The sequence below is a fragment of the Solimonas flava DSM 18980 genome (genome assembly GCF_000426685.1).
Classification (GTDB): Bacteria; Pseudomonadota; Gammaproteobacteria; order Nevskiales; family Nevskiaceae; genus Solimonas; species Solimonas flava.
On the sequence record NZ_KE384553.1, the window covers coordinates 434771 to 457580 of the forward strand.

Sequence of the window (22810 nt, forward strand, 5' to 3'; positions counted from 1 at the left end):
GCCGCCGCGCTCGTTCGTCGGCGGCAAGGGAAAATGGGCGCGCCGGATGGCGCGCCCATTTTCTTGTGTCCGCCTTTTTCGAGAGGGCGCGCCGCGCGCGGCGCCGGCCTACGGCTTGCGCCGGAACACCGACAGGCGGTTGCCGATTGGGCTCGTGGTGTCGCCGAGGATGCCTTTTTCGGTGACGAGCAGTTCGTCGGGCGCGAACAGCGGCGCGCGGCCGGCGCGGACCTGCGAGGGGAAGCTGAAGCCGAGCGCTGCGGTCTTCGACTGCACGGTGCCGTCGGCGCCGATCAGCGCGATCTGGCCGCTGCTGTAGAAGGCCGCGAGCAGCGCGTCGCCGACGAAGCTGAAATCGTCCGGGACGGCGCCGAAGCGCGCGAACGGCGTCACCGCGCCGGCGCTGCCGTCGGCGGCGATCGCGATCGCGCGTATCACGCCGAGGCTGCTGCCGCGGCTGCTCAGGCCCAGATCGCTGACGTACAGCGTGCGATCGCGCCGCTGCAGGCCGTTCGGTGCGATCAGGCCGCTCGCGAGCCAGTCGCTCTGCTCGCTCACCTTCAGCGGATCGGCGGGGTCCAGACGCAGGCGCACGATCTTCGGGTCGGGCAGCGCATTCGTCGCCAGCGGACCGTTGGCGACGTACAGCTCGCCGTCCGGTCCCTCGGCGAGCCCGTTCGGCGCGTGCAGGCCGAGCGCGTGGATCGGCTGCAGGGCCGGATGCGCGTCGAGCGGCGCCGCATAGAGGCGGCCGTCGAAGCAGTTCGCGTACAGCGTGCCGCGGACGATGGCCAGCCCGGTGAAGTTGCAGCTGCCGGCGTAGAGCGGTGTCGCCGCGTAGCCGTCGCCGTCGCGCGTCACCTCGTAGACGTTGCTGCCGCCGGACACGAACAGACGGCCGTCGTCGCTGAAGCGCAGGTTCTCGGCGTCCGCGATCGTCAGCAGCAGGGTCTTCTCGCCGCAGTCGCTGGCGACGCACAGCGTCGCCGGATCGACCGCCGCGTCGCCGCCGCCGGCCGGGTCGCCCTGCGAGGAGCAGGCCGCCGCAAAAAGAAATCCGCAGGCGGTGAGCCTGCGGATTGCAGTTTTCCCCTTTGTCGTGTTCATCAGAGATCCCCCGATCTCCGGCGCCGCTGCGGCGCCACGACAGCTTTCTTACAGCATCTCGATCGCCAGCGCGACGGCTTCGCCGCCGCCGATGCACAGCGAGGCGACGCCCTTCTTGCCGCCGCTCTTCTTCAGCGCGCCGATCAGCGTGGTGACGATGCGCGTGCCCGACGCGCCGATCGGGTGGCCGAGCGCGCAGGCGCCGCCGTGCACGTTGACCTTGTCGTGCGGCAGCTGGTGCTCCTTCATCGCCGCCATCGTTACGATCGCGAAGGCTTCGTTGATCTCCCAGAGGTCGACGTCACCGACGCTCCAGCCGGCCTTGGCCAGCACTTTTTCGATGGCCTGCACCGGCGCGATCGTGAACTCGGCCGGCAGGCGCGAGTGCGTGGCGTGCGCGACGATGCGGGCGAGCGGCTGGATGCTGCGGCGGGCGGCTTCCGACTGGCGCATCAGCACCACCGCGGCGGCGCCGTCGGAGATCGAGCTGGCGTTGGCGGCGGTGACGGTGCCGTCCTTCTTGAACGCCGGCTTGAGCGTCGGGATCTTTTCGGGCATCGCCTTGAACGGGCCTTCGTCGCGGCTGATGCGCTCGACACCCTTCTTGCCGGCGACTTCGACCGGCACGACTTCGAAGTCGAAGCTGCCGTCCTCGTTGGCCTTCTTGGCGCGCGCCAGCGACTCGATCGCGAACGCGTCCTGCATCTCGCGGGTGAAGCCGTACTGCTCGGCGGTGCGCTCGGCGAAGACGCCCATCGGCGTGCGCTTCTCGTAGGCGTCCTCGAGGCCGTCGAGCGCCATGTGGTCGAGCAGTTCGCCGTGGCCGAAGCGGTAGCCGCCGCGCGCCTTGGCGAGCAGGTACGGCGCGTTGCTCATGCTCTCCATGCCGCCGGCGACGACGACATCGTTGCTGCCGGCCCGGATCAGGTCGTGCGCCAGCATGATGGTCTTCATGCCCGAGCCGCAGACCTTGTTGACCGTGGTCGCGCCGCAGGCGTCCGGCAGGCCGGCGCCGCGCGAGGCCTGGCGCGCCGGCGCCTGACCCTGGCCGGCCGGCAGCACGCAGCCCATCAGCACTTCCTGCACGTCGGCCGGGGCCAGGCCCGAGCGCTCGACCGCCGCCTTGATCGCCAGCGCGCCGAGCTGGTTGCCCGAGAAGCCCGACAGCATGCCGAGCATGCCGCCCATCGGCGTGCGGGCGATGCCGGTGATGACGATCGGATCGGAAGACGATGACATGGCGGAAAGCTCCTCTGCTGGGCGGGGCGCCCGTGGATGGAAAAGTCCCGCATTTTAGCGCGCGACGGCCGGCGCCCGCGGCGCGGCCGCCCTGCGTTCGGACGAGACGGCGTGCCGCGGCGCGCTCCTAAGATGATCGCGGACCTGCCGGGGAGTAGGGAGGCGCCATGCACGAGCTGGTGATTCGCGGCGGCCGCATCGTCGACGGCAGCGGCGGCGCGATCTTCGAGGGCGACGTCGCCGTCGACGCGGGGCGGCTCGTGCAGGTCGGCGGCCGCGCCGGCCGCGGCCGCGAGGAGATCGACGCGCGCGGCCGGCTGGTCACACCCGGCTGGGTCGACATCCACAGCCATTACGACGGCCAGGCGACCTGGGACCCGTACCTGACGCCGTCCGGCGGCCATGGCGTGACGACCGTGGTGATGGGCAACTGCGGCATCGGCTTCGCGCCGGCGCGCCCGCAGCGGCGCGACTGGCTGATCAACGTCATGGAAGGCGTCGAGGACATCCCGGGCACGGCGCTGCACGAAGGCATCCGCTGGCGCTGGGAGAGCTTCCCCGAATATCTCGATGCGCTCGCCGACACGCCGCGCGCGCTCGACGTCGCCGCGCAGGTGCCGCACAGCGCGCTGCGCGATTACGTGATGGGCGAGCGCGGCGCGACGCGCGCGGCGGCCGGCGACGACGAGATCGCGCGCATGGGCGCGCTGCTCGGCGACGCGCTGCGCGCCGGTGCGGTCGGCTTTTCGACGTCGCGCACCCGGCTGCACCTTGCCGCCGACGGCAGCGCGGTCGCCGGCAGCTTCGCCGACGAGCGCGAGCTGGGCGGTCTGGCCGAAGCGCTGCGCGCGGCCGGGCACGGCGTGTTCCAGCTGGTGTCCGATTTCCGCGACGCCGGCGCCGAGTTCGCCACGCTGCGCCGTCTGGCGCTGCGCAGCGGCGTGCCGGTGCACTACGTGCTGGTCCAGGACCCGGAGGCGCCCGGCAAGTGGCGCACGCTGCTGCAGCTCACCGACGCCGCGGCGCGCGAGGGCGCGGCGCTGACCGCGCTCGTCGGCTGCCGGCCGGTCGGCATGCTGATCAATCTCGACAGCCGCCATCACCCGTTCTCCGAGCATCTTTCGTATCGGCGCATCGCCGCGCTGCCGCTTGCCGAGCGTCTGCGGTGCCTGCGCGAACCCGGCTTTCGCGCGCAGCTGCTCGCCGAGCGGCCGAGCGGCGGCAGTGCCTGGTGGCGCACGCGCCTGGCGCAGTACGAAAACCTCTACCGGCTCGGCGATCCGCCCGACTACGAGCCGGCGCCGGAGCGCTCGATCGCGGCGATCGCCGCGCGCCAGTCGCGCGAGCCGGAGGAGGTGGTCTACGACATCCTCGCCGCCGGCGACGGCAGCGACTGGCTGTACCTGCCGCTGTTCAACTACGCCGACGCCAGCTACGACGCGCTGCAGGCGATGCTCGCGCATCCGCACAGCGTGCTGAGCCTCGCCGACGGCGGCGCGCATTGCGGGCTGATCTGCGACGCCGGCGCGCCGACCTTCCTGCTGACGCACTGGGTGCGCGACCGCGTGCGCGGGCCGCGCTTGCCGCTGGCGCGCGCCGTGGCGATGCAGAGCGCGCGCACCGCGGCGGCCTACGGCCTGCGCGATCGCGGCCGTCTGGCGCCGGGCCTGCGCGCCGATCTCAACGTCATCGATTTCGAGCGCCTGCATCTGCAGCAGCCGCGCTGGGCGAACGATCTGCCGGCCAGCGGCCGCCGCCTGCTGCAGCCGGCGCAGGGTTACGTCGCGACGGTCTGCGCCGGCCGCGTCACCTGGCGCGACGGCGCGCCGACCGGCGAATTGCCGGGCCGCGTGGTGCGCGGCGCCGCCGTCGCCTGAGGAATGCCCCGGCTGGTCGGCGCGGGGGTGCTGGCTACAATCCACGTCCGTTTTTGTCCGGAGTGGACGCCGCCATGGCCTTGTTCTCGCATCCCGAGTTCGATCACCACGAAACCGTCAGCTGGTGCCACGACGCCGAGACCGGCCTGCGCGCGATCATCGCCGTCCACAACACGAACCTCGGCCAGGGCCTCGGCGGCTGCCGCATGTGGCCGTACCGCAGCGAGGCCGAGGCGCTGACCGACGTGCTGCGCCTGTCGCGCGGCATGACCTACAAGGCCGCGCTCGCCGGCCTGCCGCAGGGCGGTGGCAAGAGCGTGATCATCGGCGATCCGCGTCGCGACAAGACGCCGGAACTGATGCGGGCGATGGGCCGCGCCGTGAACCGCCTCGGCGGCGCCTACGTGGTCGCCGAGGATTCCGGCACGAGCGTCGCCGACATCCGCCTGATGGCCGAGCAGACCGCGCACGTCGGCGGGCTCGCCGATGCGGCGTCGGTCGCCGCCGGCCGCACCGGCGATCCGTCGCCGGCCACTGCCTACGGCACCTTCATCGGTCTCAAGGCCGCGGTGCGCCACGCGCTGCAGCGCGACGCGCTCAAAGGCCTGAAGGTCGCCATTCAGGGCCTCGGCAACGTCGGCTCGCGGCTCGCGCGGCATCTGCACGAAGCCGGCGCCGAGCTGTGGGTGACCGATCTCTACGCGCCGGCCGTCGAGCGCTGCGTCGCCGAGCTCGGCGCGCACGCGGTGCCGATGGACGAGATCCACAAGCTCGACGTCGACGTGTTTGCGCCCTGCGCGCTCGGCGCGGTCCTCAACGACACGACGATTGCCGAGCTCCGCGCACGCGTCGTCGCCGGCGCCGCCAACAACCAGCTCGCCGTCGCCGACGTGCACGGCGAGGCGCTGCGCGCGCGCGGCATCCTCTACGCGCCGGACTACTGCATCAACGCCGGCGGCATCATCGACATCTACTACGAAGGTCCGGGCTACGACTGGGCGACGGTCGAAGCGCATCTGCAGCGCATCGGCACGACGCTGACCGAGATCTTCGAGCGTGCCGATCGCGAGGGCCTGCCGACCTACCGCGTCGCCGACCGCATGGCCGAGGAAATCTTCCGCAAGCGCTGAAGGTGCGGCGGCGCGACAGCGCCGCGCGGATTGCCTAAAGTCCGGCCATGAGCGACCGACTCGTGGAACGTATCGCCGCGGCGCTGCTGGCGCGCGGCGAATGGCTGGCGACCGCCGAATCCTGCACCGGCGGCCTGATCGCCAAGCTGCTGACCGATCTGCCCGGCTCGTCGGGCTGGTTCGAGCGCGGCCTCGTCACGTATTCCAATCTCGCCAAGATGGAACTGCTCGGCGTGCCTGACGCCGTGCTCGCCGAGCATGGCGCGGTCAGCGACGAGTGCGCGCGGGCGATGGCGCGCGGCGTGCTGCGCGCCGCGCCGGTCGATTGGGGCATCGCCGTCACCGGCATCGCCGGCCCCGGCGGCGGCAGCGACGACAAGCCGGTCGGCACGGTGTGGATTGCCTGGAGCCGGCGCGGCCATGCTCCGGACGCGCATCGTTTCTTCTTCGAAGGCGGCCGCGACAGCGTGCGCGAGCAGACCGCGCAGGCCGCGCTCGAGGGCTTGCTGTACCGCATTCGCGAAGCGGCCTGAGACGCGGCCTGAAGCGTCGCGCCGCGGCGCCGGTTCGAACGATGGCGCGGCGCGGGTACACTGCGCAGGTCCCGCCGACCCGACCGACTCGCCTGCATGGAACCGAACCGCCTGTTCTTCGCGCTGTGGCCCGGCGAAGCGGTGCGCGCGGCGTGCCAGGCGGCGGCCCGGCAGCTCAACATCCGCATGCCGTCCGGCGGCTATCTGAGCAAGCCGGAGCGCTACCACATCACGCTGCTGTTCCTCGGCGACCGCGTGCTACCGGCGCATCAGGATGCGGCGCTGAAGGCCGCGGCGCTGGTGCATGCGCCGCCGTTCACGCTGACGCTCGACCATGCCGGCTCGTTCCGCAACCGCGAGATTCCGTGGTGGCTCGGCGCACGCACGCTGCCGTCGGAACTGAACACGCTGCATGCGCGGCTGCGCGACGCGATGGTGCAGGCCAATGTGCCGCTGGAGCGGATGCGCTTCGTGCCGCACCTGACGATCGCCCGCAACGCCAAGCTGGCATTGCCGCCGACGCCGATCGAGCCGATCGCCTGGGACGTCGGCGAGTTCGCGCTGATCCGCAGCCGCCTCGATCTGCAGCCGGTCCGTTACGACGTGCTCGGCCGCTGGCCACTGGACGGTGGCGCGGACACGCCGCCGTCGCCGGCACCGGTGCGCGCGCAGCTCGATCTCGGTTTCTGAGCGGCCCGGCGCTGTCGAGGGTTCGCGCGTCCCGCGACGCCAGTCGGCGGGAGCGAAGGGCTCAAGGCAGCCGGCGATTGTGGAAGAACGCCCAGATCGTATCGTTGGCGCTGAAGTCCTCGGCCGTCAGGCCCAGCCAGCGCAGCGGCAGCGGCGTCTGCCACTGCGGCCAGGTATGGCCGCCGCCGCCGATCGTGTAGAGCCGCGCGGCGCCGCGCGCGCAGCCTGCGGCGGTGGCGTCGGTGGTGGCGGTGCCGTCGTCGACGAGATCGGGCAGCGTCTCGTACAGCACGGCGCCGGCGATGCAGCCGGAGCGCTGCGCCCAGGTCTTGAACAGCGAGGATTCGGCGACGAACTCATCGTTGCCGTCGTAGGGCACGATGCGGTCGTCGGTGCCATGCATCAGCAGCAGCGGTACCGCGCGCGCCGGCGCGCAGCTTGCTGCGGCGGTGCGCCGCATGCCGGCGGCGACCGACGCGGCGGCGGCGATCAGCTCCGGATGCTCGCAGGCGAAGCGCGTGGTCATGAAGCCGCCGTTCGACATGCCGGCCATGTAGATGCGCCGGGCGTCGAGCGGATGGCTGGCGACGGCCTGTTCGATCAGCGCGGCGAGGAAGCCGACGTCGTCGGCGCCGTCGCGCATCGGGTCGTCGTTCCAGCGGCGCTGCTCGGCGGCCGGCGCGATGATCCAGGCGCCGGTACGCGCGCTCAGCTCGGCGATGCGCGTGACGTTGAGGAAATCCGACGGCGTGCCGGTCGCGTAATGGAGCATGACGATCGCCGGTGCCGCGGCGCCGGACGCGGTGTCCGGCGCGACGTAGATCACCTGTCGCGCGCGGCCTTCCCAGGTCACGGTTTCTTCGAAGGTGCGGGTTCCGGTGACCGCGACCGGCTCGCGGCCGGCGGCGGGTTCGATCTGCGGATCGTCGACCGAAGCCGGCGGGCTCGCAGTATCGTCATCGGCGCCGCCGTTGCCGCCGCCGCAGGCGGCGAAAAGCAGGGTGACGGCGAGCAGGGAGGATCGGAACAGCATCATGGCGGACTCGATTTGAGGACGCAGAACGCCGACCGCTCCGCCAAGGCGGATCGGCAGCGTCGGCTCGGGCTGGCAGGATCGGCGGCGCCCGATCAGCTCTCGGGCGCCGCCGCGGATCGTTGCGGACCGGGTGGAATCAGTCCTGGTTGGTGACGCAGGCGCCGTAGACGTTCAGCATCTTGGCGACTGCGATCAGGCCGCCCTTCATCTTGTAGCGAATGCCGTAGACGCCGGCCTCGACGGTGGCGTCGTCGAGCGGGAAGGAGACGAAGGACTTGCTGCCGTCGTTCACCAGGTACAGCGCGTCGAGCTGCAGGCCGTTGGCGTTGCTGTAGTCGAGCGTGCCGAGCGTGACCTGGCCGTCGGCGTCGACGCCGGTGATCGGAGCCAGGCTGTCGAGGCCCAGCAGCGACAGCGACAGTGCCTGGTTCGGATTCGATACGATGAAGCCGGCGCGCTGGCCCTTCTTGATCGGCAGCGGGCGGATCGAGCCGTCCTCGTTCTGGTCGGTCGAGTAGACGTCGACGACGATGTTGCCGATGCCGAACAGATCGAGCGGCAGCAGCAGCTGCGTGTAGGTGTCGAGGTCCGCGTCGATCACTTCGCTGCCGTCGCCGGCGCTGATGGCGCCGACCGGCGTTTCGCCGACCGAGCTGCGGATCTTCACCGCGACGTTGGCGACGCGGCGCCACGGCACTTCGACGCCGGTGCCGGTCAGCAGCAGCGAGTGCGAGCCGATGCCGCACTGATCGGCATCGCCGGTGACGTCGACGCCGACCAGCTTGACGACGCTTTCGCCGCCGGGCACGCCGCAGCGCAGCGCGAAGTCGTAGTGGCCGTCGAGGCCGGTGGTGCTGATCGACAGACCTTCGCTGCTCAGCGGCTGCGCGCCGCTCCAGCCGCCGCGGTTGGCGATGCCGCCCTGCGCGCTGCAGAACACGGCGTTCCGGGTCGACCACTTCAGGGTCAGGGCGTCGCCGGCGTTGAGTGCGGCGCTGGCGCCGTCGTTGACGCTGAGTTCGAGCGTCGGCTTGGCGTCGCCGACCGTCACGTAGACCTCGGTCTGGCTGCTGTCGCTGCCCGCGCCGGCGGCGCAGGCGAGGCGATAGGTGTAGACGCCGGGCGCGGTCGGCGCGACCAGCGTCTGTGAACCCGTGCCGGCCTTGTTGCCGCTCCAGGTGCTGCCGTCGCCGCCGCTGGCGGTGCAGATGGACGCGCCGTCGGCGGCCCAGTCCAGCGTGAACGACGAACCCGGCGCGATCTGCGACGGCGTCGCCGCCAGCGTGCCGGTCGGGGCCGCGGAACCGGCCGCCGGCACCACGGTGCTCGCCGAGGTCTTGCCGCCGCTGCTTTCGCAGACCAGCGTGTAGAGCGCGCTGCCGTCGGCGGCGAGGTTGGCGCCGTCGAGCGACACGCTTTCGCTGCCGCTCGCATCCTTGCTGCCGGTCCACGCCGGCACGTTGGCGCTGTAGGCCGTGCAGGCGTTGGCGCCGCCGAAGTCCCAGCTCAGCGCCGTCGGATTGCCGGCCGCGCCGCTGAAGCTGCCGAAGCTCGGCGGCGGCAGCGCGCCGACCGAGAGCACGGTCGTGGCTTCGTTGCTGGCGCCGCTGGCGTCACTGCAGCGCAGCGTATAGGTGTAGGCGCCGGCGGCGAGGCCGCTGATGGCGAAGCTGCCGCCGCTCTTCGACGGCGTCGTCGCGGTCCACGCCGGATCGTCGCCGAGCGCGCTGCACTGCGTCGCGCCGCTGGCGGTCCAGCTCAGCGTGCTGGTGTCGCCGGTCTGGATCTTCGACGGCGACAGGGCGATCGTCAGCGACGGACCGGCCTGCGTGACGATGACGATCGAGCTGGCGAGGTTGAGGCCGCCCTGCGCGTTGGTGCAGCTGAGCGTGTACAGATACGCGCCGGCTGCGGTCGGCGCCGGCGTGTAGCCGCCGCTCAGCGCCTTGCTGCCGGTCCAGGCCGGATCGTTGCCACTGCCGGTGCACTGCACCGCGGTCGGCGCCGACCAGCTGATGCGCGTCGCGCTGCCGCCGAGCTGCATCGTCTGCGTCGCCGGCGTCAGCGTGATGCCGGGGCCGGTGACGCTGTTCGAGACCTTGACCGTGACGTCCATGCTGCTGGCCTGGTCGCCGTTGTTGCAGCTCAGCACGTAGGTGTACGTGCCGGCCGTCACCGGCACCGTCACCATCGCGTAGCCGCTGGTCGGCAGCGTGCCGCTCCAGCCGCTGCTCGCGGTGCCGCCGCTGGCCGTGCAATCGGTCGCATCGCTGACGTTCCAGGCGAAGGGCAGGGTCGCGCCGGGGACGGCTTCGCCGGCGGCAGCGCTGAACGTGATCTTCGGCGCCGGCAGCGTCGCGTCGCCGCCGTGTTTGTGGTCACCGGAGCAGGCGCTCAGTGCCGAGCCGAACAGCAGGCCGCACAGGGCCCATACCCGCGCAGGCGCGCGGCGTTTTTCGAAACCATCCATGGACTTCCCCAACGAGACAAGATGCTGATGCGATGCCCGCGCCGCAGACGGCGCGGACGGTGAATCCCCGAAATAAGTTGGGCGCGACCGCACGATGGGGATGCACGATCCTCACTGCGCAGGTCCTGCGCGTCGTTCGCTGCTACGGACGACGCTTACACGGTATTGCTCCGTTTGTCCTACGACAATAGTAGGAACAACCCCATTGTCGACGGGCGCGGACCATAGGGCGCTTGCGTTGCCGTCTCATGACACGCGCGTCGTCACGCGCGCTGTCGAGCGCGCGTGAAAGAGAAGCCGGAGGACGGACTTGCCGACTGCTGCCGCGGCGTTTACGGCCGGCTGTAGTCCTTGAAGAAGTCCCAGATCGCCGCCGTCGCCGAGAAATCGTGCGAGGTGCGGCCGAGGCGCAGTTTGCTGTCCTGGTAGGCGCCTTCCGGCCAGGTGTGGCCGCCGTTGTCGACGGTATAGAGCTGCACCGCCGCGCCGGAGTTGCAGACTTCGTTGTGCGAAAGCACGGTCGTCGTGCCGTCGCGGGCGATATCGGGAATCGCATCGTCGAGCACGCCGGACGGATCGCAGTCGTTGGTCTTCTGCCAGCGCGCGAAGGTCTGCGCCGCCGACAGCAGTCCGTAGCGCGCGTTGTAGTTCACGAGCACGTCGTTGGTGCCGAGGATCAGCGTCATCGGCACGGCGGCGGCCGGCGCGCAGACGGCATCCTGCGACTTGCGCATCGTCGCGACGACCTGGGCGGCGGCGGCGATCAGCTGTGGCCGCTCGCAGGCGAAGCGCGCGGTCATGAAGCCGCCGTTCGACATGCCGGCGAGATAGATGCGCTTGGGATCGATCGGATGGCGGGCGACGGCGTCGGCGATCAGCGCCGCCAGATAGCCGACGTCGTCGATGCCGTTGTCGGACTCCGGGTCTTCGTTCCAGCGCCGGTTCTCGGCGGCCGGCAGGATGACCCAGGCGCCGTCGTAGGCGGCGAGATCGCCGGCGTGGATCAGGTTGGCCATCGCCTTGGGCGTGCCTCTGCCGAAGTGCAGGAAGATCACCGCCGGCGCCAGCGCCGCCGGTTCGGCCTGCGGACGAATGTATAGCGCGTTGCGGCCGATGCCCTGGTGGACCAGGGTCTCCTCGAAGCTCACAGTGCCGGTGGTCGGCTCGAGGTAGCGGCCGGCGAGGCGGTCCGCGGTTTCGGCCATCGCCGCCTCGAAGCGGGCCATCGTGGCCTGGAAGGCGGCACGGGTCTGGGCGAGCGAGGCCGACAGCGCCGACAGGGTCTGCTGCAGGCCGTCGAACAGGCCGGCGTGGCTGGTGGTGCTCAGGCACAACAGCACGAGGCCGAGCGCCAGCCTCGATGAAAGACGCGACATCCTGGATTCCCCGTGATCTTGAGTTCGAGCTTTCCGGCTCGATTGGCAAATAGCGTACCGGAGTTCGCCGCGCAGGCGCCGTGGCCCGGCGGACGCTGCCAAACTGTCAAGCTCGGGCGTTTCGTGTCGCTTTGTGACCGGATGCGCAGCCCGTTCTGTGGGACAATGCCCCAATCCCGCAGCGGCGATCGGCACGGGCTCAGCTTATGAGCCCGTGGCGGCTGACAATACGCCGGCTTCCTACTACAACAGACTTCAGTCAGAGACGCTCCAATGGACGAAAACCGCAAGAAAGCCCTCGAGGCCGCGCTGTCGCAGATCGAAAAGCAGTTCGGCAAGGGCGCGATCATGAAGATGGCGCCCGGCGAGCAGATGCGCGACGTCGAAGTCGTGTCGACCGGCTCGCTGACGCTGGATACGGCGCTCGGCATCGGCGGCCTGCCGCGCGGCCGCGTCGTCGAGATCTACGGTCCGGAATCGTCGGGCAAAACGACGCTGACGCTGCACGCGGTCGCCGAGTGCCAGAAGGCCGGTGGCGTCGCCGCGTTCATCGACGCCGAGCACGCGCTCGACGTCAACTACGCGCAGAAGCTCGGCGTGAAGATCGAGGACCTCGTCATTTCGCAGCCGGACACCGGCGAACAGGCGCTCGAGATCTGCGACATGCTGGTGCGCAGCAACAGCGTCGACATCGTCGTCATCGACTCGGTCGCGGCGCTGGTGCCGAAGGCCGAAATCGAAGGCGAGATGGGCGACAGCGTGGTCGGCGTGCAGGCCCGCCTGATGTCGCAGGCGCTGCGCAAGCTGACCGGCAACATCTCGCGCAGCAAGTGTCTGGTCGTCTTCATCAACCAGATCCGCATGAAGATCGGCGTCATGTACGGCTCGCCGGAAACGACGACGGGCGGCAACGCGCTGAAGTTCTACGCTTCCGTGCGCCTCGACATCCGCCGCACCGGCGCGATCAAGAAAGGCGACGAGGTCATCGGCAACGAGACCCGCGTCAAGGTCGTCAAGAACAAGATGGCGCCGCCGTTCAAGGAAGCGCACTTCGAGATTCTCTACAACGAAGGCATTTCCAAGCTCGGCGAGCTGATCGACCTCGGCGTCGAGAACGGCATCGTCGATAAGTCCGGCGCCTGGTTCGCGTACAAGGGCGACAAGATCGGCCAGGGCAAGGACAACGCCCGGACCTATCTGAAGGAGCATCCGGAAGTCGCCGACGAGATCGAGCAGGCGATTCGCGCCAAGCTCAATCCGGAGCGCGCGGCCCGTGCGGAAGCCGCGGCCGCCAAGTAAGCGAGACGCCGACCGTGCGCCGCTCGATGCCGACGCGGCGCGCGGTCGCGCGCTGAAGCTGTTGTCGCGCCGCGAGCATTCGGCCGCCGAGCTGGCGTTCAAGCTGCGCCAGCGTGGGGCCGACGAAGCCGTCGCCGATGCCGCGGTGGCGCGCATGCGCGAAGCCGGCTGGCAGTCGGACGGGCGCTATGCCGAGATGCTGGTGCGCAATCGCGTCGCCCAGGGCTACGGGCCGCTGCGCATCCGTGCCGACCTCGCGGCGGCCGGCATTCCCGAAGCCGAGGCGCGCGCGGCGCTCGCCGCCGCGCAGGCCGACTGGAGCGAGCTTTGTGCGACGCTGCGCGAGCGTCGCTTTCGCGCGCCGCCGCGCACGGCGGCCGAATGGCAGAAGCAGTATCGCTACCTCGCCAGCCACGGCTTCGCGGCCGATGCGATCCGCGGCGCGTTGAAGCGCTTTACTGCAGCGCTGGCGGAGGACGGCTGGGAATCGTCCGAGGAGCCGCTGTAGCGACGCCCGCCGCTGCCGGCGGCGCGGCCTGCATCGGCAGCAGCGGCGGCGCCATGCGCTCGGCGAGTCGCGCGCGGATCTGCGGCATGGCGGCCAGGGCGGCGCGCTCGCCCTGCAGGATCGCCAGCTGCTTGCTTTCGAAGTCGCTCGAGCTGATACCGCTCAGATCCGGCTTGATGATGACGTCGGCCTGCGGCAGTTCGGCGTCGCGCAGCGACTGGCCCATGATCTCGAAGGTGCGCATCACCACGTCCAATTTGCCGGTCGTTGCCGTGCCGGCCGGCGGCGTGGCGACGTCGACGGCGATGATGAAGGTCGCGCCGAGCTGCTTGGCGTAGCGCACCGGCACCGGGCTGACGAGGCCGCCGTCGACGTATTCGAGCGTGCCGATCGCGGTCGGCTGGAACACGCCGGGCACCGACGAGGAGGCGCGCACCGCCTGGCCGACGTTGCCGCGCTGGAACAGCACGGCCTGGCCGGTGTCGACGCGGGTCGCCACGCAGGCGAACGGAATGCCCAGCGCCTCGATCGGCCGGTTCTTGACCGCCTGGTTGACGAAGTTCTGCAGCGCTTCGCCGCGGATCAGGCCCTTGCCGAACATCGACCAGTCGGCGATCGTCGCGCGGTCGAGGTCGAAGGCCATCTGCTGCAGGTCGAAGCCGCTGTAGCCGGCGGCGTACAGCGCGCCGGCGACGCTGCCGGCGCTGGTGCCGACGATCAGGTCCGGGCGCAAGCCCTGGGTGTCGAGCATCTTGAGCACGCCGACGTGCGCGAAGCCGCGGGCGCCGCCGCCGCCCAGCACGAGCGCGACTTTCGGCGGCGGCGGAAGCGGCTGCGGAACCGGCGGCGGTTCGGGCGCCGTCGGCGTGGAACCGCAGGCGGCGACGAGCGCCAGCGCGAGAAGCCAGCCGGCGCGGAGCAACGAGGTCTTCATGGCGCGCGATTATCGCCGAAAGACGGCCCGCCGGCGCCCGTTCGAGCCCGTTCGCCGCGATCGTCGGCCGGAGCGGCGGACGCGACGAGCCGGCCGCCGCCGGCCGCTGCCGCTTCGGGCGCGCGCGGGACGGGGCGCGAAAGCGCGCTCCGGCGGGCCTGACAGGCGCTTTTCAGGGGACGTTCAGCTGGCGGCTCCGTGGTCACTTGTTTACGATACCCGCCCTTTTTGTGTCCCCTGTGCCCCGACGATGACGAGCAACGAGTTGCGCGCAAAGTTCCTGGAGTTCTTCCGGAGCAAGGGCCATACGATCGTGCCCTCGTCGTCGCTGGTGCCGGCCAACGACCCGACGCTGCTGTTCACCAATGCCGGCATGGTGCAGTTCAAGGACGTCTTCACCGGCCAGGACAAGCGCCCGTACACGCGCGCGGCGAGCTCGCAGAAGTGCGTGCGCGCCGGCGGCAAGCACAACGATCTGGAGAACGTCGGCTACACGGCCCGGCATCACACGTTCTTCGAAATGCTCGGCAACTTCAGCTTCGGCGACTACTTCAAGAAAGACGCGATCGCCTACGCCTGGGAGTTCATCACCTCCAGGCAGTGGCTCGGCATTGACCCGGCGCGCCTGCTGGTGACGGTCTATCACGAGGACGACGAGGCTTACGCGATCTGGCGCGATCAGGTCGGCGTGCCGGCCGAGCGCATCGTGCGCATCGGCGACAACAAGGGCGCGCGCTATGCGTCCGACAATTTCTGGGCGATGGGCGACACCGGTCCCTGCGGCCCATGCACCGAGATCTTCTACGATCACGATCCGGACGGCGCCAAGGGCATCTGGGGCGGCCCGCCGGGATCGGCCGAGGAAGACGGCGACCGCTGGATCGAAATCTGGAACGTCGTCTTCATGCAGTTCGAGCGCTCGGCGGCCGGCGCCATGACGCCGCTGCCGGCGCCGAGCGTCGATACCGGCATGGGCCTGGAGCGCATCAGTGCGCTGATGCAGGGCACGCACGACAACTACCAGACCGACACCTTCCGCCATCTGATCTCGGCGGTCGCCGGCCTCGCCGGTCAGCAGCCGTACGCGAACGCTTCGCAGAAGGTCATCGCCGACCACATCCGCGCGACCGCGTTCCTGATCGCCGACGGCGTGCTGCCATCGAACGAGGGGCGCGGCTATGTCCTGCGCCGCATCATGCGCCGCGCGATCCGCCACGGTTACAAGCTCGGTATCGCCGAGGGCTTCTTCTCGAAGCTGGTCGCGCCGCTCGCCGAGATCATGGGCGAGGCGTACCCCGAGCTGCGCACGCAGCAGGCGGCGATCGAGAAGACGATCCGCGCCGAGGAAGACAGCTTCGCGCTGACGCTCGCCAACGGCATGAAGCTGCTCGACGACGCGATCGCCAAGCTCGACGGCGTGGTGATTCCGGGCGACGTCGTCTTCAAGCTGTACGACACCTATGGTTTTCCGGTCGACCTGACGGCCGACATCGCGCGCGAACGCGAGCTGTCGATCGACGAGGTCGGCTACGAGCGCGAGATGGAAGCGCAACGCGCCCGCGCCCGCGCGTCGAGCAGCTTCAAGTCGGCCGGCACGCTCGCCTACGAGGGCGAGGACACCTGTTTCACCGGCTACGAAAGCCTGAGCGGCGAGGGGCGCGTGCTGGCGCTCTACCGCGACGGCCAGGCCGTCGAGGCGCTGCACGAGGGCGAGGCTGGCGTCGTGGTGCTGAGCCGCACGCCGTTCTACGCCGAATCCGGCGGCCAGGTCGGCGACCGCGGCACGCTCGCCGGCGCAGCCTCGAGTTTCGAAGTGCGCGACACGCAAAAGATCAAGGGCGGCGTGTTCGGCCATCAGGGCGTGCAGCGCAAAGGCACGCTCAAGGCCGGCGATACCGTCACCGCCGAGGTCAGCGATAGCGTGCGCCGCGCGACGATGCGCAACCACTCGGCGACGCACCTGCTGCACCGCGCGCTGCGCGAGGTACTCGGCGCGCACGTGGCGCAGAAGGGTTCGCTGGTCGACGAGCAGCGCACGCGCTTCGATTTCTCGCACAACGCGCCGCTGACGGCCGAGGAAATCGCCGAGATCGAGGATCGCGTCAATCGCGCGGTGCTCGCCAACGTGGCGGTCAGCGCCGCGGTGATGAAGTACGACGAGGCGATCCAGTCCGGCGCGATGGCGCTGTTCGGCGAGAAGTACGGCGACGAGGTTCGCGTGCTGGCGATGGGGCCGTACTCGACCGAACTCTGCGGCGGCACGCACGTCTCGCGTACCGGCGACATCGGCCTGTTCAAGATCGTCTCCGAGAGCGGCGTCGCCGCCGGCGTGCGCCGCGTCGAAGCGATCACCGGCGAGAACTCGCTGGCCTATCTGCGCACCGCCGAGGGCAAGCTGAAGAAGATCGGCGAGCTGGTGCGCGGCAGCGCCGACGACGCGATCGCCAAGGTCGAGCAGCTCGTCGAGCGCGGCAGGCAGCAGGACAAGGAGATCGCCGCGCTGAAGGGCAAGCTGGCGTCGAGCGCCGGCTCCGATCTCGCTGCGCAGGCGCAGGAGATCAAGGGCGTGAAGCTGCTCGCCACCCAGCTCGACGGCGTCGAGGGCAATGATCTGCGCGTGCTGATGGACCAGCTCAAGAACAAGCTCGGCTCCGGCATCGTCGTGCTCGGCAGCGTCAGCGGCGAGAAGGTCAGCCTGATCGCCGGCGTCACCGCCGATCTGACCGCCAAGGTCAAGGCCGGCGAACTCGTCAATTTCGTCGCCCAGCAGGTCGGCGGCAAGGGCGGCGGGCGTCCCGACATGGCGCAGGCCGGCGGCACGCTGCCGCAGCAGCTGCCGGCGGCGATCGCCTCGGTCGGCGCCTGGGTCGAAGGCAAGCTGTAAAGGCGGATTTTTCGCGCGTCGCGGTTGCGGCGCGCTTCTTCGTTGAAGGCACATGGCACTCATCGTTCAGAAGTACGGCGGCACCTCGATGGGCTCGGTCGAGCGCATCGAGCACGTCGCCAACAAGGTCGCGGGCTGGCGCGCGCGCGGGCATCAGGTCGTGGTCGTGGTCTCGGCGATGTCCGGCGAGACGGATCGCCTGCTCAAGCTGGCCAAGTCGATTTCGCCGCGCGGCAGCCGCCGCGAGTTCGACCAGATCGCCGCGACCGGCGAGCAGGTGACGATCGGCCTGCTGGCGCTGGCGCTCGAGAAGATCGGCGTGCCGAGCCGCTCGTACACCGGCTGGCAGGTGCCGATCCGCACCGACAGCGCCTACACCAAGGCGCGTATCCAGGACATCGACGCGAGCCGGCTGCGCGCCGACTGCGAGGCTGGCATCGTGCCGGTCGTCGCCGGCTTCCAGGGCATCGACGAGACCGGCGCGGTGACGACGCTCGGGCGCGGCGGCTCGGACACCACGGGCGTCGCGCTCGCCGCCGCGCTGAAGGCCGACGAGTGCCAGATCTACACGGACGTCGACGGCGTCTACACGACCGATCCGCGCGTCGAGCCGAAGGCCCGTCGCCTGGACAAGATCACGTTCGAGGAAATGCTGGAACTGGCGAGCCTGGGCTCCAAGGTCCTGCAGATCCGCTCCGTTGAATTCGCGGGCAAGTACAAGGTCCCGCTGCGCGTGGTGTCGACCTTCGTCGATGGCCCCGGCACCCTGATCACGCTTGAGGACAGCATGATGGAAGAACCGCTCATCTCCGGCATCGCCTTCACCCGCGACGAGGCCCAGCTCACCGTGGCCGGCGTGCCGGACCGTCCGGGCATCGCCGCCGCGATTCTCGGCCCGATCGGCGAAGCCAACATCGAGATCGACATGATCGTGCAGAACGTCGGCGCCGACGGCACGACCGACTTCACCTTCACCGTGCAGCGCACCGACTACGAGCGCGCGCTGGAGATCAGCCGCAAGGTCGCCGGCGAACTCGGCGCCAAGGGCGTCAACGGCGCGACCGACATCGTCAAGGTCTCGCTGGTCGGCGTCGGCATGCGCAGCCACGCCGGCATCGCCTCGAAGATGTTCACCGCGCTTGCCGCGGCCGGCATCAATATCCGTATGATCTCCACCTCGGAGATCAAGATTTCGGTGGTGATCGACGAGATTTACCTGGAACTGGCCGTGCGCACGCTGCACAAGGCCTTCGGCCTCGAGGAGGGCGCCAAGCCGGCGTAGGTCTTATCCACAGGCGTGGGGTGCGCCTTTCCGGATAGAGTTACACACGGGGGACTCCAAAACTGCAGAGGCCCGTTCAAGGAGGGACCCATGCTCATTTTGACCAGACGTGTAGGCGAGACCGTAGTGATCGGCGATGACATCGTCGTGACGGTGCTCGGCGTGAAAGGCAACCAGGTCCGCATCGGCGTCAAGGCGCCGCGCGACGTGGCGGTGCATCGCGAGGAGATCTTCGAGCGCATCAAGCGCGAAGGCGAAGAGGGCGGTGGCCCGGTTCCGGCCGCTGCCTGAGTGCAGGAACGTCAGGCGCGAAAAGAACTTCGAAAACCGGCTTTCTTTTCGCGGATCACATCGTTAGAATTGCGCCCCTCGCCGGGGCAGCATCCGGTGGGTGAGTGAGCCGGGCCCAGCTCGGCCTTGCAGTCCCGGAGTGATGGCCGAGTGGACGAAGGCGCACCCCTGCTAAGGGTGTATACGGCTAAAACCGTATCGAGGGTTCGAATCCCTCTCACTCCGCCATAAGCTTCACGGCATAGAACAACGTTTTTCGTGCGCGCCCGTAGCTCAGCTGGATAGAGCACTTGGCTACGAACTAAGGGGTCGGAGGTTCGAATCCTTCCGGGCGCGCCATTTACAAACCAGAGAGCTCCTTCGGGAGCTCTCGTCGTTTCCGGGGCGCGTTCTGCCGCATGCGCGGGGTGGCCCTAGGCAAACCGGTCGCCAGCCCGGACAATATCGGGCTGCATTTCCACTCACGCCCGGATATCCGACGCCCATGACGTCCAAGACCCCGCCTGTGCTGACGCGCTTCCTGATCGAGGAGCAGCGCGCCGGCCATATCAACCCCGACCTGCGTCTGCTGATCGAGGTCGTCGCGCGCGCCTGCAAGGCCATCTCGCGCTCGGTCAACAAGGGCGCGCTCGGCGGCGTGCTCGGCGATGCCGGCACCGGCAACATCCAGGGCGAGGCGCAGAAGAAGCTCGACGTGCTGTCGAACGAGATTCTGCTCGACGCCAACGAGTGGGGCGGCCATCTCGCCGGCTGTGCGTCCGAGGAGCTCGACGACTTCAGCGAGATCCCGAATCCGTATCCGAAGGGCAACTATCTGCTGCTGTTCGATCCGCTCGACGGCTCGAGCAACATCGACGTCAACATCAGCGTCGGTACGATCTTCTCGGTGCTGCGCTGCCCCGAAGGTGTCGAGAAGCTGGAGACCCAGCACTTCCTGCAGCCGGGCGCGAAGCAGGTCGCGGCGGGCTACGCGGTCTACGGCCCGAGCACGATGCTGGTCCTCACCGTCGGCCACGGCACGCATGCGTTCACGCTCGATCGCGAGGTGGGAACCTTCGTGCTGACCGAGCGCGACATCAAGATCCCGGAGGACACCAAGGAATTCGCGATCAACATGTCCAACCAGCGCCACTGGTTCCCGCCGATGCAGAAGTACGTCGCCGAGCTGCTCGAAGGCAAGACCGGCCCGCGCGGCAAGGACTTCAACATGCGCTGGGTGGCGTCGATGGTCGCGGACGTCCACCGCATCCTGTCGCGCGGCGGCATCTTCATCTACCCGCGCGACCGGCGCGAGCCGGACAAGCCGGGCAAGCTGCGTCTGCTGTACGAGGCCAATCCGATGAGCTTCATCATCGAACAGGCCGGCGGCGCTTCCACCAATGGCATGCAACGCATCATGGACGTGCAGCCGGAAAAGCTGCACGAGCGCGTTGCCGTGTTCCTCGGCTCGAAGAACGAAGTCGAGCTTGCGACCCGCTATCACCGCGAGGCGGAGCAGCAGGCGCGCTGAAGCACCCCCGCGCATGTGAAAACGCCCCGCGATGCGGGGCGTTTTCGTTGGCGCAGGCGGAACCGCTTCAGCCGCGCGGACGGAAGCTCTCGAAGTGGCGCGCCATGTCGGCGTAGAACGTGCGGTCGGCTTCGCTCGCCGCCGGTGGCGCGACGACCTGCAAGACGACGAACTGGTCGCCCGGCGTCTTGCCCGGCAGACCGCGGCCCTTGAGGCGCAGCTTCTGACCGCCGCGGCTGTTCGCAGGCAGGTTCAGCTCGACGGTGCCGCCGAGCGTCGGCACGTCGATCTTGCCGCCGAGTGCCGCTTCCCATGGCGCGATATTGACGGTCGTGGTGATGTCGCGACCGTCGAGCTTGAACTGCGCATGCGGCGCGAAGTCGATCTCGAGCAGCAGGTCGCCGCCGTGCGAGCCCTGGCCGGCGAGCCGGATCGTCTGGCCGGCGCCGACGCCCTTGGGGATGCGCACGTTGAGCGTGCGGCCGCCGACGTTGATGTGGCGTTGCGCGCCGTTGTACGAATCCTCCAGCGCGATCGTCAGCCGCGCATGCGTCGCCGGCGCCTCGGCTTCCGCATAGTCCTCGAAGCCGCCGCCGAAACCGCCAGCCCCCACGCCGCCGAACAGCTGCGAGAAGAAGTCCGAGAAGCCCGCGTTGCCGCCGCCGAACCCGCCTGCACCGGCGCTGCTGCCGGCGCGCGCGCGGCCGCGGCCGAAGCCGCCGGCTCCGGCCTGACTGAAGTCCCAGCCGGGCGGCGGCGTGAATTGCTGGCCGGCCTTCCAGTTGGCGCCGAGCGTGTCATAGGCCTTGCGCTTCTCGGCATCGCTGAGCACTTCGTTGGCTTCGTTGATTTCCTTGAAGCGATCCTCCGCGCCGGCGCTCTTGTTCTTGTCCGGGTGATACTGGCGGGCCAGTTTGCGGTAGGCACGCTTGATCTCGTCGGCCGTCGCCGAGCGGGATACGCCGAGAATCTTGTAGTAGTCCTTGTATTCCATCGTCAGTTCGCAGTGCGGGCGCGCATCAATCTATACGAAAGCGGCGCGCTGGACTTGTGCCCGGGCCAACGAAAGCGGGGCGCTTTGAGCGCCCCGCCGGACTGCGGACCCGTGTCTGAAGCAGACGCGGGGCGATCAATGCGTGACCGTGATCTTGCGCGGCTGCGCCTGGGCACGCTTGGGAATGACGACCTGCAGCACACCGTGCTTGCCGCTGGCCGAGACGGCGTCCGCGTCGGCGGTGTCGGGCAGCACGAAGCGGCGCAGGAACTTGCCGATCGCGCGCTCCTGGCGGCGGCGCTCGACGCCGTTCTGCTCGACGGCCTGTTCGCGGCTGCCGGACAGCGTCAGCACGCCTTTTTCGAGGGTGATCTCGATCGTCGCCGGGTCGACGCCCGGAACATCGGCGTACAGCACGAAGCGGTCGGCGTATTCCTCGATGTCGACGGCCGGTGCCCAGTCGGCGGTCGCGCCGCTGGAGGCATCGGTGGTGCGCTCGTAGGCGCGGTTGAACTCGTTGAGCAGTTCCCGGTGCAGAGCCCAGGGTTCATAGCGAAGCAGACTCATATTGACCTCCCGAAGGCAGCGTTGGAAAAGTGTCTCGCGATATCGCGATGCCTACGAAAGTAGGGTTGCGCGCCGCGCTTTCAAGAGGGGCGTCTGCCGGCCGGCGAGGCAAACGGGTACCATCGCCGAAGATCGGTCGGCGCCCCGCGCCCGGCCTCACCGGCACCACGCGCGGCTGCGCCGCGCGAGCAGAGGGAAAAAGGATGAAGCAAGCGGCATGGAGCCTGGTCGCGCTGGCGCTGAGCGGCTGCGGCACGCTCGGCGGGCTGTTCGGCCCCGATGCGATCATCAAGGTCGAGGAAATCGGCCGCGCCACGAATTGCGCCGCGACGAGCGCCGACGCGAGCGTGCAGATGTTCCCGAACGCCGATGCCGTGGTCGCCTGGCAGGGCGGGGCGGGGGTGACGCTGATCGGCACGCAGGCGATGTTGCCCGGGACTTACGTGCTGGTCGGCATCGGCCAGCGCGCCAGTGACGGCTACGGCCTGCTGATCGCGCCGGAGGCGGAAGTCGACAACAACATCGTGCGTTTGCGCACGACGTATTTCGAGCCGACCGCCGACCGCCAGACCGAAGGCACGCCGACCAGCCCCTGCGTGCTCGTGCGCCTGCCGCAGGGCGACTGGCGCGGTGTCGACGTCTACGACCAGAACGGCCGCCGCCGCGTCCAGGCGCGCAGCTCCTGATGGCCGGGATGCGGCTGGCGCGCCTGCTCGGCCTGGCCTGGCTGACGCTCGCAAACATGCCGGCGCGAGCGGCGGCTGACGAGGCCGCGCTCTCGCCCCCTGCCGCGCCCGACGAGGCGGCCGTCGCGCCCGCGACGACGGCCGCCGAAGCACCCGCCGAAGCACCCGCCGAAGCACCCGCCGAAGCACCCGCCGCACCGTCTCCCGCCGGGAACGAGGCGGCGGGCGAGTCGCCGGCCGGGCCGGAGCAGACGCCGGCGGCCGAGCCGGCAGCGCCGGATGCGCAGGGCGCGACGCCGTCGGCCGCGGTCGTGCCGCCGGCGCCTGCACCGGCACCGGCACCGCCTGCGCCGCACGCCGACGCGGCCGCGCAGGCGGCGGCGGTCGTCGACGATTT

20 protein-coding genes and 2 tRNA genes are annotated in these 22810 nt (G+C 69.7%); 14 read left to right on the plus strand and 8 right to left on the minus strand.

The genetic code is table 11. The features are described from left to right. Nucleotides 1-108: 108 nt before the first annotated feature. A complete protein-coding gene (locus tag K343_RS0120070; RefSeq protein ID WP_028009585.1) occupies nucleotides 109-1107 on the minus strand; it encodes an SMP-30/gluconolactonase/LRE family protein in 999 nt (332 codons plus the stop codon). Between the two features lie 48 nt (nucleotides 1108-1155). Next, nucleotides 1156-2346 carry an acetyl-CoA C-acyltransferase gene (locus K343_RS0120075; protein ID WP_028009586.1) on the minus strand — a complete coding sequence of 397 codons (1191 nt, stop codon included), beginning with the start codon at nucleotides 2344-2346 and terminating at the stop codon, nucleotides 1156-1158. 167 nt (nucleotides 2347-2513) lie between these two features. On the opposite strand from K343_RS0120075, the gene K343_RS0120080 reads away from it, so the two are divergent. The 4 genes from K343_RS0120080 to thpR all read left to right on the plus strand — a co-directional run bounded on the left by K343_RS0120080 (nucleotide 2514) and on the right by thpR (nucleotide 6576). Further along, nucleotides 2514-4223: an N-acyl-D-amino-acid deacylase family protein gene (locus K343_RS0120080; protein WP_028009587.1), complete on the plus strand. Its 1710-nt coding sequence runs from the start codon at nucleotides 2514-2516 to the stop codon at nucleotides 4221-4223. A 74-nt stretch (nucleotides 4224-4297) separates the two neighbouring features. Continuing rightward, entirely contained in the window at nucleotides 4298-5353 is a 1056-nt protein-coding gene (locus K343_RS0120085) for a Glu/Leu/Phe/Val dehydrogenase dimerization domain-containing protein (RefSeq protein WP_020649450.1), read from the plus strand. A 47-nt stretch (nucleotides 5354-5400) separates the two neighbouring features. Then, complete coding sequence (locus tag K343_RS0120090; RefSeq protein WP_028009588.1) at nucleotides 5401-5886, plus strand: CinA family protein; 486 nt, start codon at nucleotides 5401-5403, stop codon at nucleotides 5884-5886. A gap of 96 nt (nucleotides 5887-5982) precedes the next feature. Then, nucleotides 5983-6576: an RNA 2',3'-cyclic phosphodiesterase gene (gene thpR / locus K343_RS23050; RefSeq protein WP_051278754.1), complete on the plus strand. Its 594-nt coding sequence runs from the start codon at nucleotides 5983-5985 to the stop codon at nucleotides 6574-6576. 61 nt (nucleotides 6577-6637) lie between these two features. Here thpR and K343_RS23765 read toward each other — a convergent pair whose 3' ends face one another. The 3 genes from K343_RS23765 to K343_RS0120110 all read right to left on the minus strand — a co-directional run bounded on the left by K343_RS23765 (nucleotide 6638) and on the right by K343_RS0120110 (nucleotide 11458). Next, complete coding sequence (locus tag K343_RS23765) at nucleotides 6638-7612, minus strand: CE1 family esterase (RefSeq protein ID WP_051278755.1); 975 nt, start codon at nucleotides 7610-7612, stop codon at nucleotides 6638-6640. Nucleotides 7613-7748: 136 nt separating this feature from the next. Next, nucleotides 7749-10082 carry a hypothetical protein gene (locus K343_RS0120105; RefSeq protein ID WP_028009589.1) on the minus strand — a complete coding sequence of 778 codons (2334 nt, stop codon included), beginning with the start codon at nucleotides 10080-10082 and terminating at the stop codon, nucleotides 7749-7751. A gap of 332 nt (nucleotides 10083-10414) precedes the next feature. After that, a complete protein-coding gene (locus K343_RS0120110) occupies nucleotides 10415-11458 on the minus strand; it encodes a CE1 family esterase (protein ID WP_051278756.1) in 1044 nt (347 codons plus the stop codon). A 273-nt stretch (nucleotides 11459-11731) separates the two neighbouring features. Here K343_RS0120110 and recA point away from each other — a divergent pair, with 273 nt between their 5' ends. Next, nucleotides 11732-12757 carry a recombinase RecA gene (recA, locus tag K343_RS0120115; protein WP_028009591.1) on the plus strand — a complete coding sequence of 342 codons (1026 nt, stop codon included), beginning with the start codon at nucleotides 11732-11734 and terminating at the stop codon, nucleotides 12755-12757. Next, a complete protein-coding gene (locus K343_RS0120120) occupies nucleotides 12732-13265 on the plus strand; it encodes a regulatory protein RecX (protein WP_028009592.1) in 534 nt (177 codons plus the stop codon). The genes recA and K343_RS0120120 overlap by 26 nt, the downstream gene beginning before the upstream one ends. Here the strand turns inward: K343_RS0120120 and K343_RS0120125 are convergent. Further along, on the minus strand, nucleotides 13213-14199 hold the full coding sequence (locus K343_RS0120125; RefSeq protein WP_028009593.1) for a patatin-like phospholipase family protein: 987 nt from the start codon (nucleotides 14197-14199) through the stop codon (nucleotides 13213-13215). The genes K343_RS0120120 and K343_RS0120125 overlap by 53 nt on opposite strands. Nucleotides 14200-14449: 250 nt before the next feature. Between K343_RS0120125 and alaS the strand changes: the two genes are divergently transcribed. The 6 genes from alaS to K343_RS0120155 all read left to right on the plus strand — a co-directional run bounded on the left by alaS (nucleotide 14450) and on the right by K343_RS0120155 (nucleotide 20166). Then, nucleotides 14450-17083 (plus strand): alanine--tRNA ligase, encoded by a 2634-nt coding sequence (alaS, locus tag K343_RS0120130; protein ID WP_028009594.1) that lies wholly within the window; start codon nucleotides 14450-14452, stop codon nucleotides 17081-17083. A gap of 52 nt (nucleotides 17084-17135) precedes the next feature. Further along, nucleotides 17136-18365 (plus strand): aspartate kinase, encoded by a 1230-nt coding sequence (locus K343_RS0120135; protein WP_028009595.1) that lies wholly within the window; start codon nucleotides 17136-17138, stop codon nucleotides 18363-18365. 90 nt (nucleotides 18366-18455) lie between these two features. Continuing rightward, the gene (csrA, locus tag K343_RS0120140; RefSeq protein ID WP_026353192.1) at nucleotides 18456-18656 is read left to right on the plus strand and encodes a carbon storage regulator CsrA; all 201 of its coding nucleotides are present in this window, start codon (nucleotides 18456-18458) and stop codon (nucleotides 18654-18656) included. A 136-nt stretch (nucleotides 18657-18792) separates the two neighbouring features. After that, a tRNA-Ser gene (locus tag K343_RS0120145) sits at nucleotides 18793-18884 on the plus strand. 34 nt (nucleotides 18885-18918) lie between these two features. Continuing rightward, a tRNA-Arg gene (locus K343_RS0120150) sits at nucleotides 18919-18995 on the plus strand. A 145-nt stretch (nucleotides 18996-19140) separates the two neighbouring features. Next, on the plus strand, nucleotides 19141-20166 hold the full coding sequence (locus K343_RS0120155; protein ID WP_043113193.1) for a class 1 fructose-bisphosphatase: 1026 nt from the start codon (nucleotides 19141-19143) through the stop codon (nucleotides 20164-20166). Nucleotides 20167-20233: 67 nt separating this feature from the next. Here K343_RS0120155 and K343_RS0120160 read toward each other — a convergent pair whose 3' ends face one another. Then, a complete protein-coding gene (locus K343_RS0120160; RefSeq protein WP_028009597.1) occupies nucleotides 20234-21160 on the minus strand; it encodes a DnaJ C-terminal domain-containing protein in 927 nt (308 codons plus the stop codon). Nucleotides 21161-21295: 135 nt separating this feature from the next. Further along, entirely contained in the window at nucleotides 21296-21727 is a 432-nt protein-coding gene (locus tag K343_RS0120165; RefSeq protein WP_028009598.1) for an Hsp20/alpha crystallin family protein, read from the minus strand. Between the two features lie 203 nt (nucleotides 21728-21930). On the opposite strand from K343_RS0120165, the gene K343_RS0120170 reads away from it, so the two are divergent. Together K343_RS0120170 and K343_RS23060 are read left to right on the plus strand one after the other, a co-directional pair. Further along, nucleotides 21931-22413, plus strand: a complete 483-nt coding sequence (locus tag K343_RS0120170) for a protease complex subunit PrcB family protein (protein WP_028009599.1) — start codon at nucleotides 21931-21933, stop codon at nucleotides 22411-22413. Further along, the coding region (locus K343_RS23060) for a hypothetical protein (RefSeq protein ID WP_043113195.1) at nucleotides 22413-22810 on the plus strand (398 nt) is incomplete at its 3' end. The genes K343_RS0120170 and K343_RS23060, both read left to right, overlap by 1 nt.

Excerpts from the sequence above, each read along its gene's own strand:
- K343_RS0120070 (WP_028009585.1), bottom strand. The coding sequence starts at position 1,107 with ATGAACACGACAAAGGGGAAAACTGCAATCCGCAGGCTCACCGCCTGC.
- K343_RS0120075 (WP_028009586.1), bottom strand. The coding sequence starts at position 2,346 with ATGTCATCGTCTTCCGATCCGATCGTCATCACCGGCATCGCCCGCACG.
- K343_RS0120080 (WP_028009587.1), top strand. The coding sequence starts at position 2,514 with ATGCACGAGCTGGTGATTCGCGGCGGCCGCATCGTCGACGGCAGCGGC.
- K343_RS0120085 (WP_020649450.1), top strand. The coding sequence starts at position 4,298 with ATGGCCTTGTTCTCGCATCCCGAGTTCGATCACCACGAAACCGTCAGC.
- K343_RS0120090 (WP_028009588.1), top strand. The coding sequence starts at position 5,401 with ATGAGCGACCGACTCGTGGAACGTATCGCCGCGGCGCTGCTGGCGCGC.
- thpR (WP_051278754.1), top strand. The coding sequence starts at position 5,983 with ATGGAACCGAACCGCCTGTTCTTCGCGCTGTGGCCCGGCGAAGCGGTG.
- K343_RS23765 (WP_051278755.1), bottom strand. The coding sequence starts at position 7,612 with ATGATGCTGTTCCGATCCTCCCTGCTCGCCGTCACCCTGCTTTTCGCC.
- K343_RS0120105 (WP_028009589.1), bottom strand. The coding sequence starts at position 10,082 with ATGGATGGTTTCGAAAAACGCCGCGCGCCTGCGCGGGTATGGGCCCTG.
- K343_RS0120110 (WP_051278756.1), bottom strand. The coding sequence starts at position 11,458 with ATGTCGCGTCTTTCATCGAGGCTGGCGCTCGGCCTCGTGCTGTTGTGC.
- recA (WP_028009591.1), top strand. The coding sequence starts at position 11,732 with ATGGACGAAAACCGCAAGAAAGCCCTCGAGGCCGCGCTGTCGCAGATC.
- K343_RS0120125 (WP_028009593.1), bottom strand. The coding sequence starts at position 14,199 with ATGAAGACCTCGTTGCTCCGCGCCGGCTGGCTTCTCGCGCTGGCGCTC.
- alaS (WP_028009594.1), top strand. The coding sequence starts at position 14,450 with ATGACGAGCAACGAGTTGCGCGCAAAGTTCCTGGAGTTCTTCCGGAGC.
- K343_RS0120135 (WP_028009595.1), top strand. The coding sequence starts at position 17,136 with ATGGCACTCATCGTTCAGAAGTACGGCGGCACCTCGATGGGCTCGGTC.
- csrA (WP_026353192.1), top strand. The coding sequence starts at position 18,456 with ATGCTCATTTTGACCAGACGTGTAGGCGAGACCGTAGTGATCGGCGAT.
- K343_RS0120155 (WP_043113193.1), top strand. The coding sequence starts at position 19,141 with ATGACGTCCAAGACCCCGCCTGTGCTGACGCGCTTCCTGATCGAGGAG.
- K343_RS0120160 (WP_028009597.1), bottom strand. The coding sequence starts at position 21,160 with ATGGAATACAAGGACTACTACAAGATTCTCGGCGTATCCCGCTCGGCG.
- K343_RS0120165 (WP_028009598.1), bottom strand. The coding sequence starts at position 21,727 with ATGAGTCTGCTTCGCTATGAACCCTGGGCTCTGCACCGGGAACTGCTC.
- K343_RS0120170 (WP_028009599.1), top strand. The coding sequence starts at position 21,931 with ATGAAGCAAGCGGCATGGAGCCTGGTCGCGCTGGCGCTGAGCGGCTGC.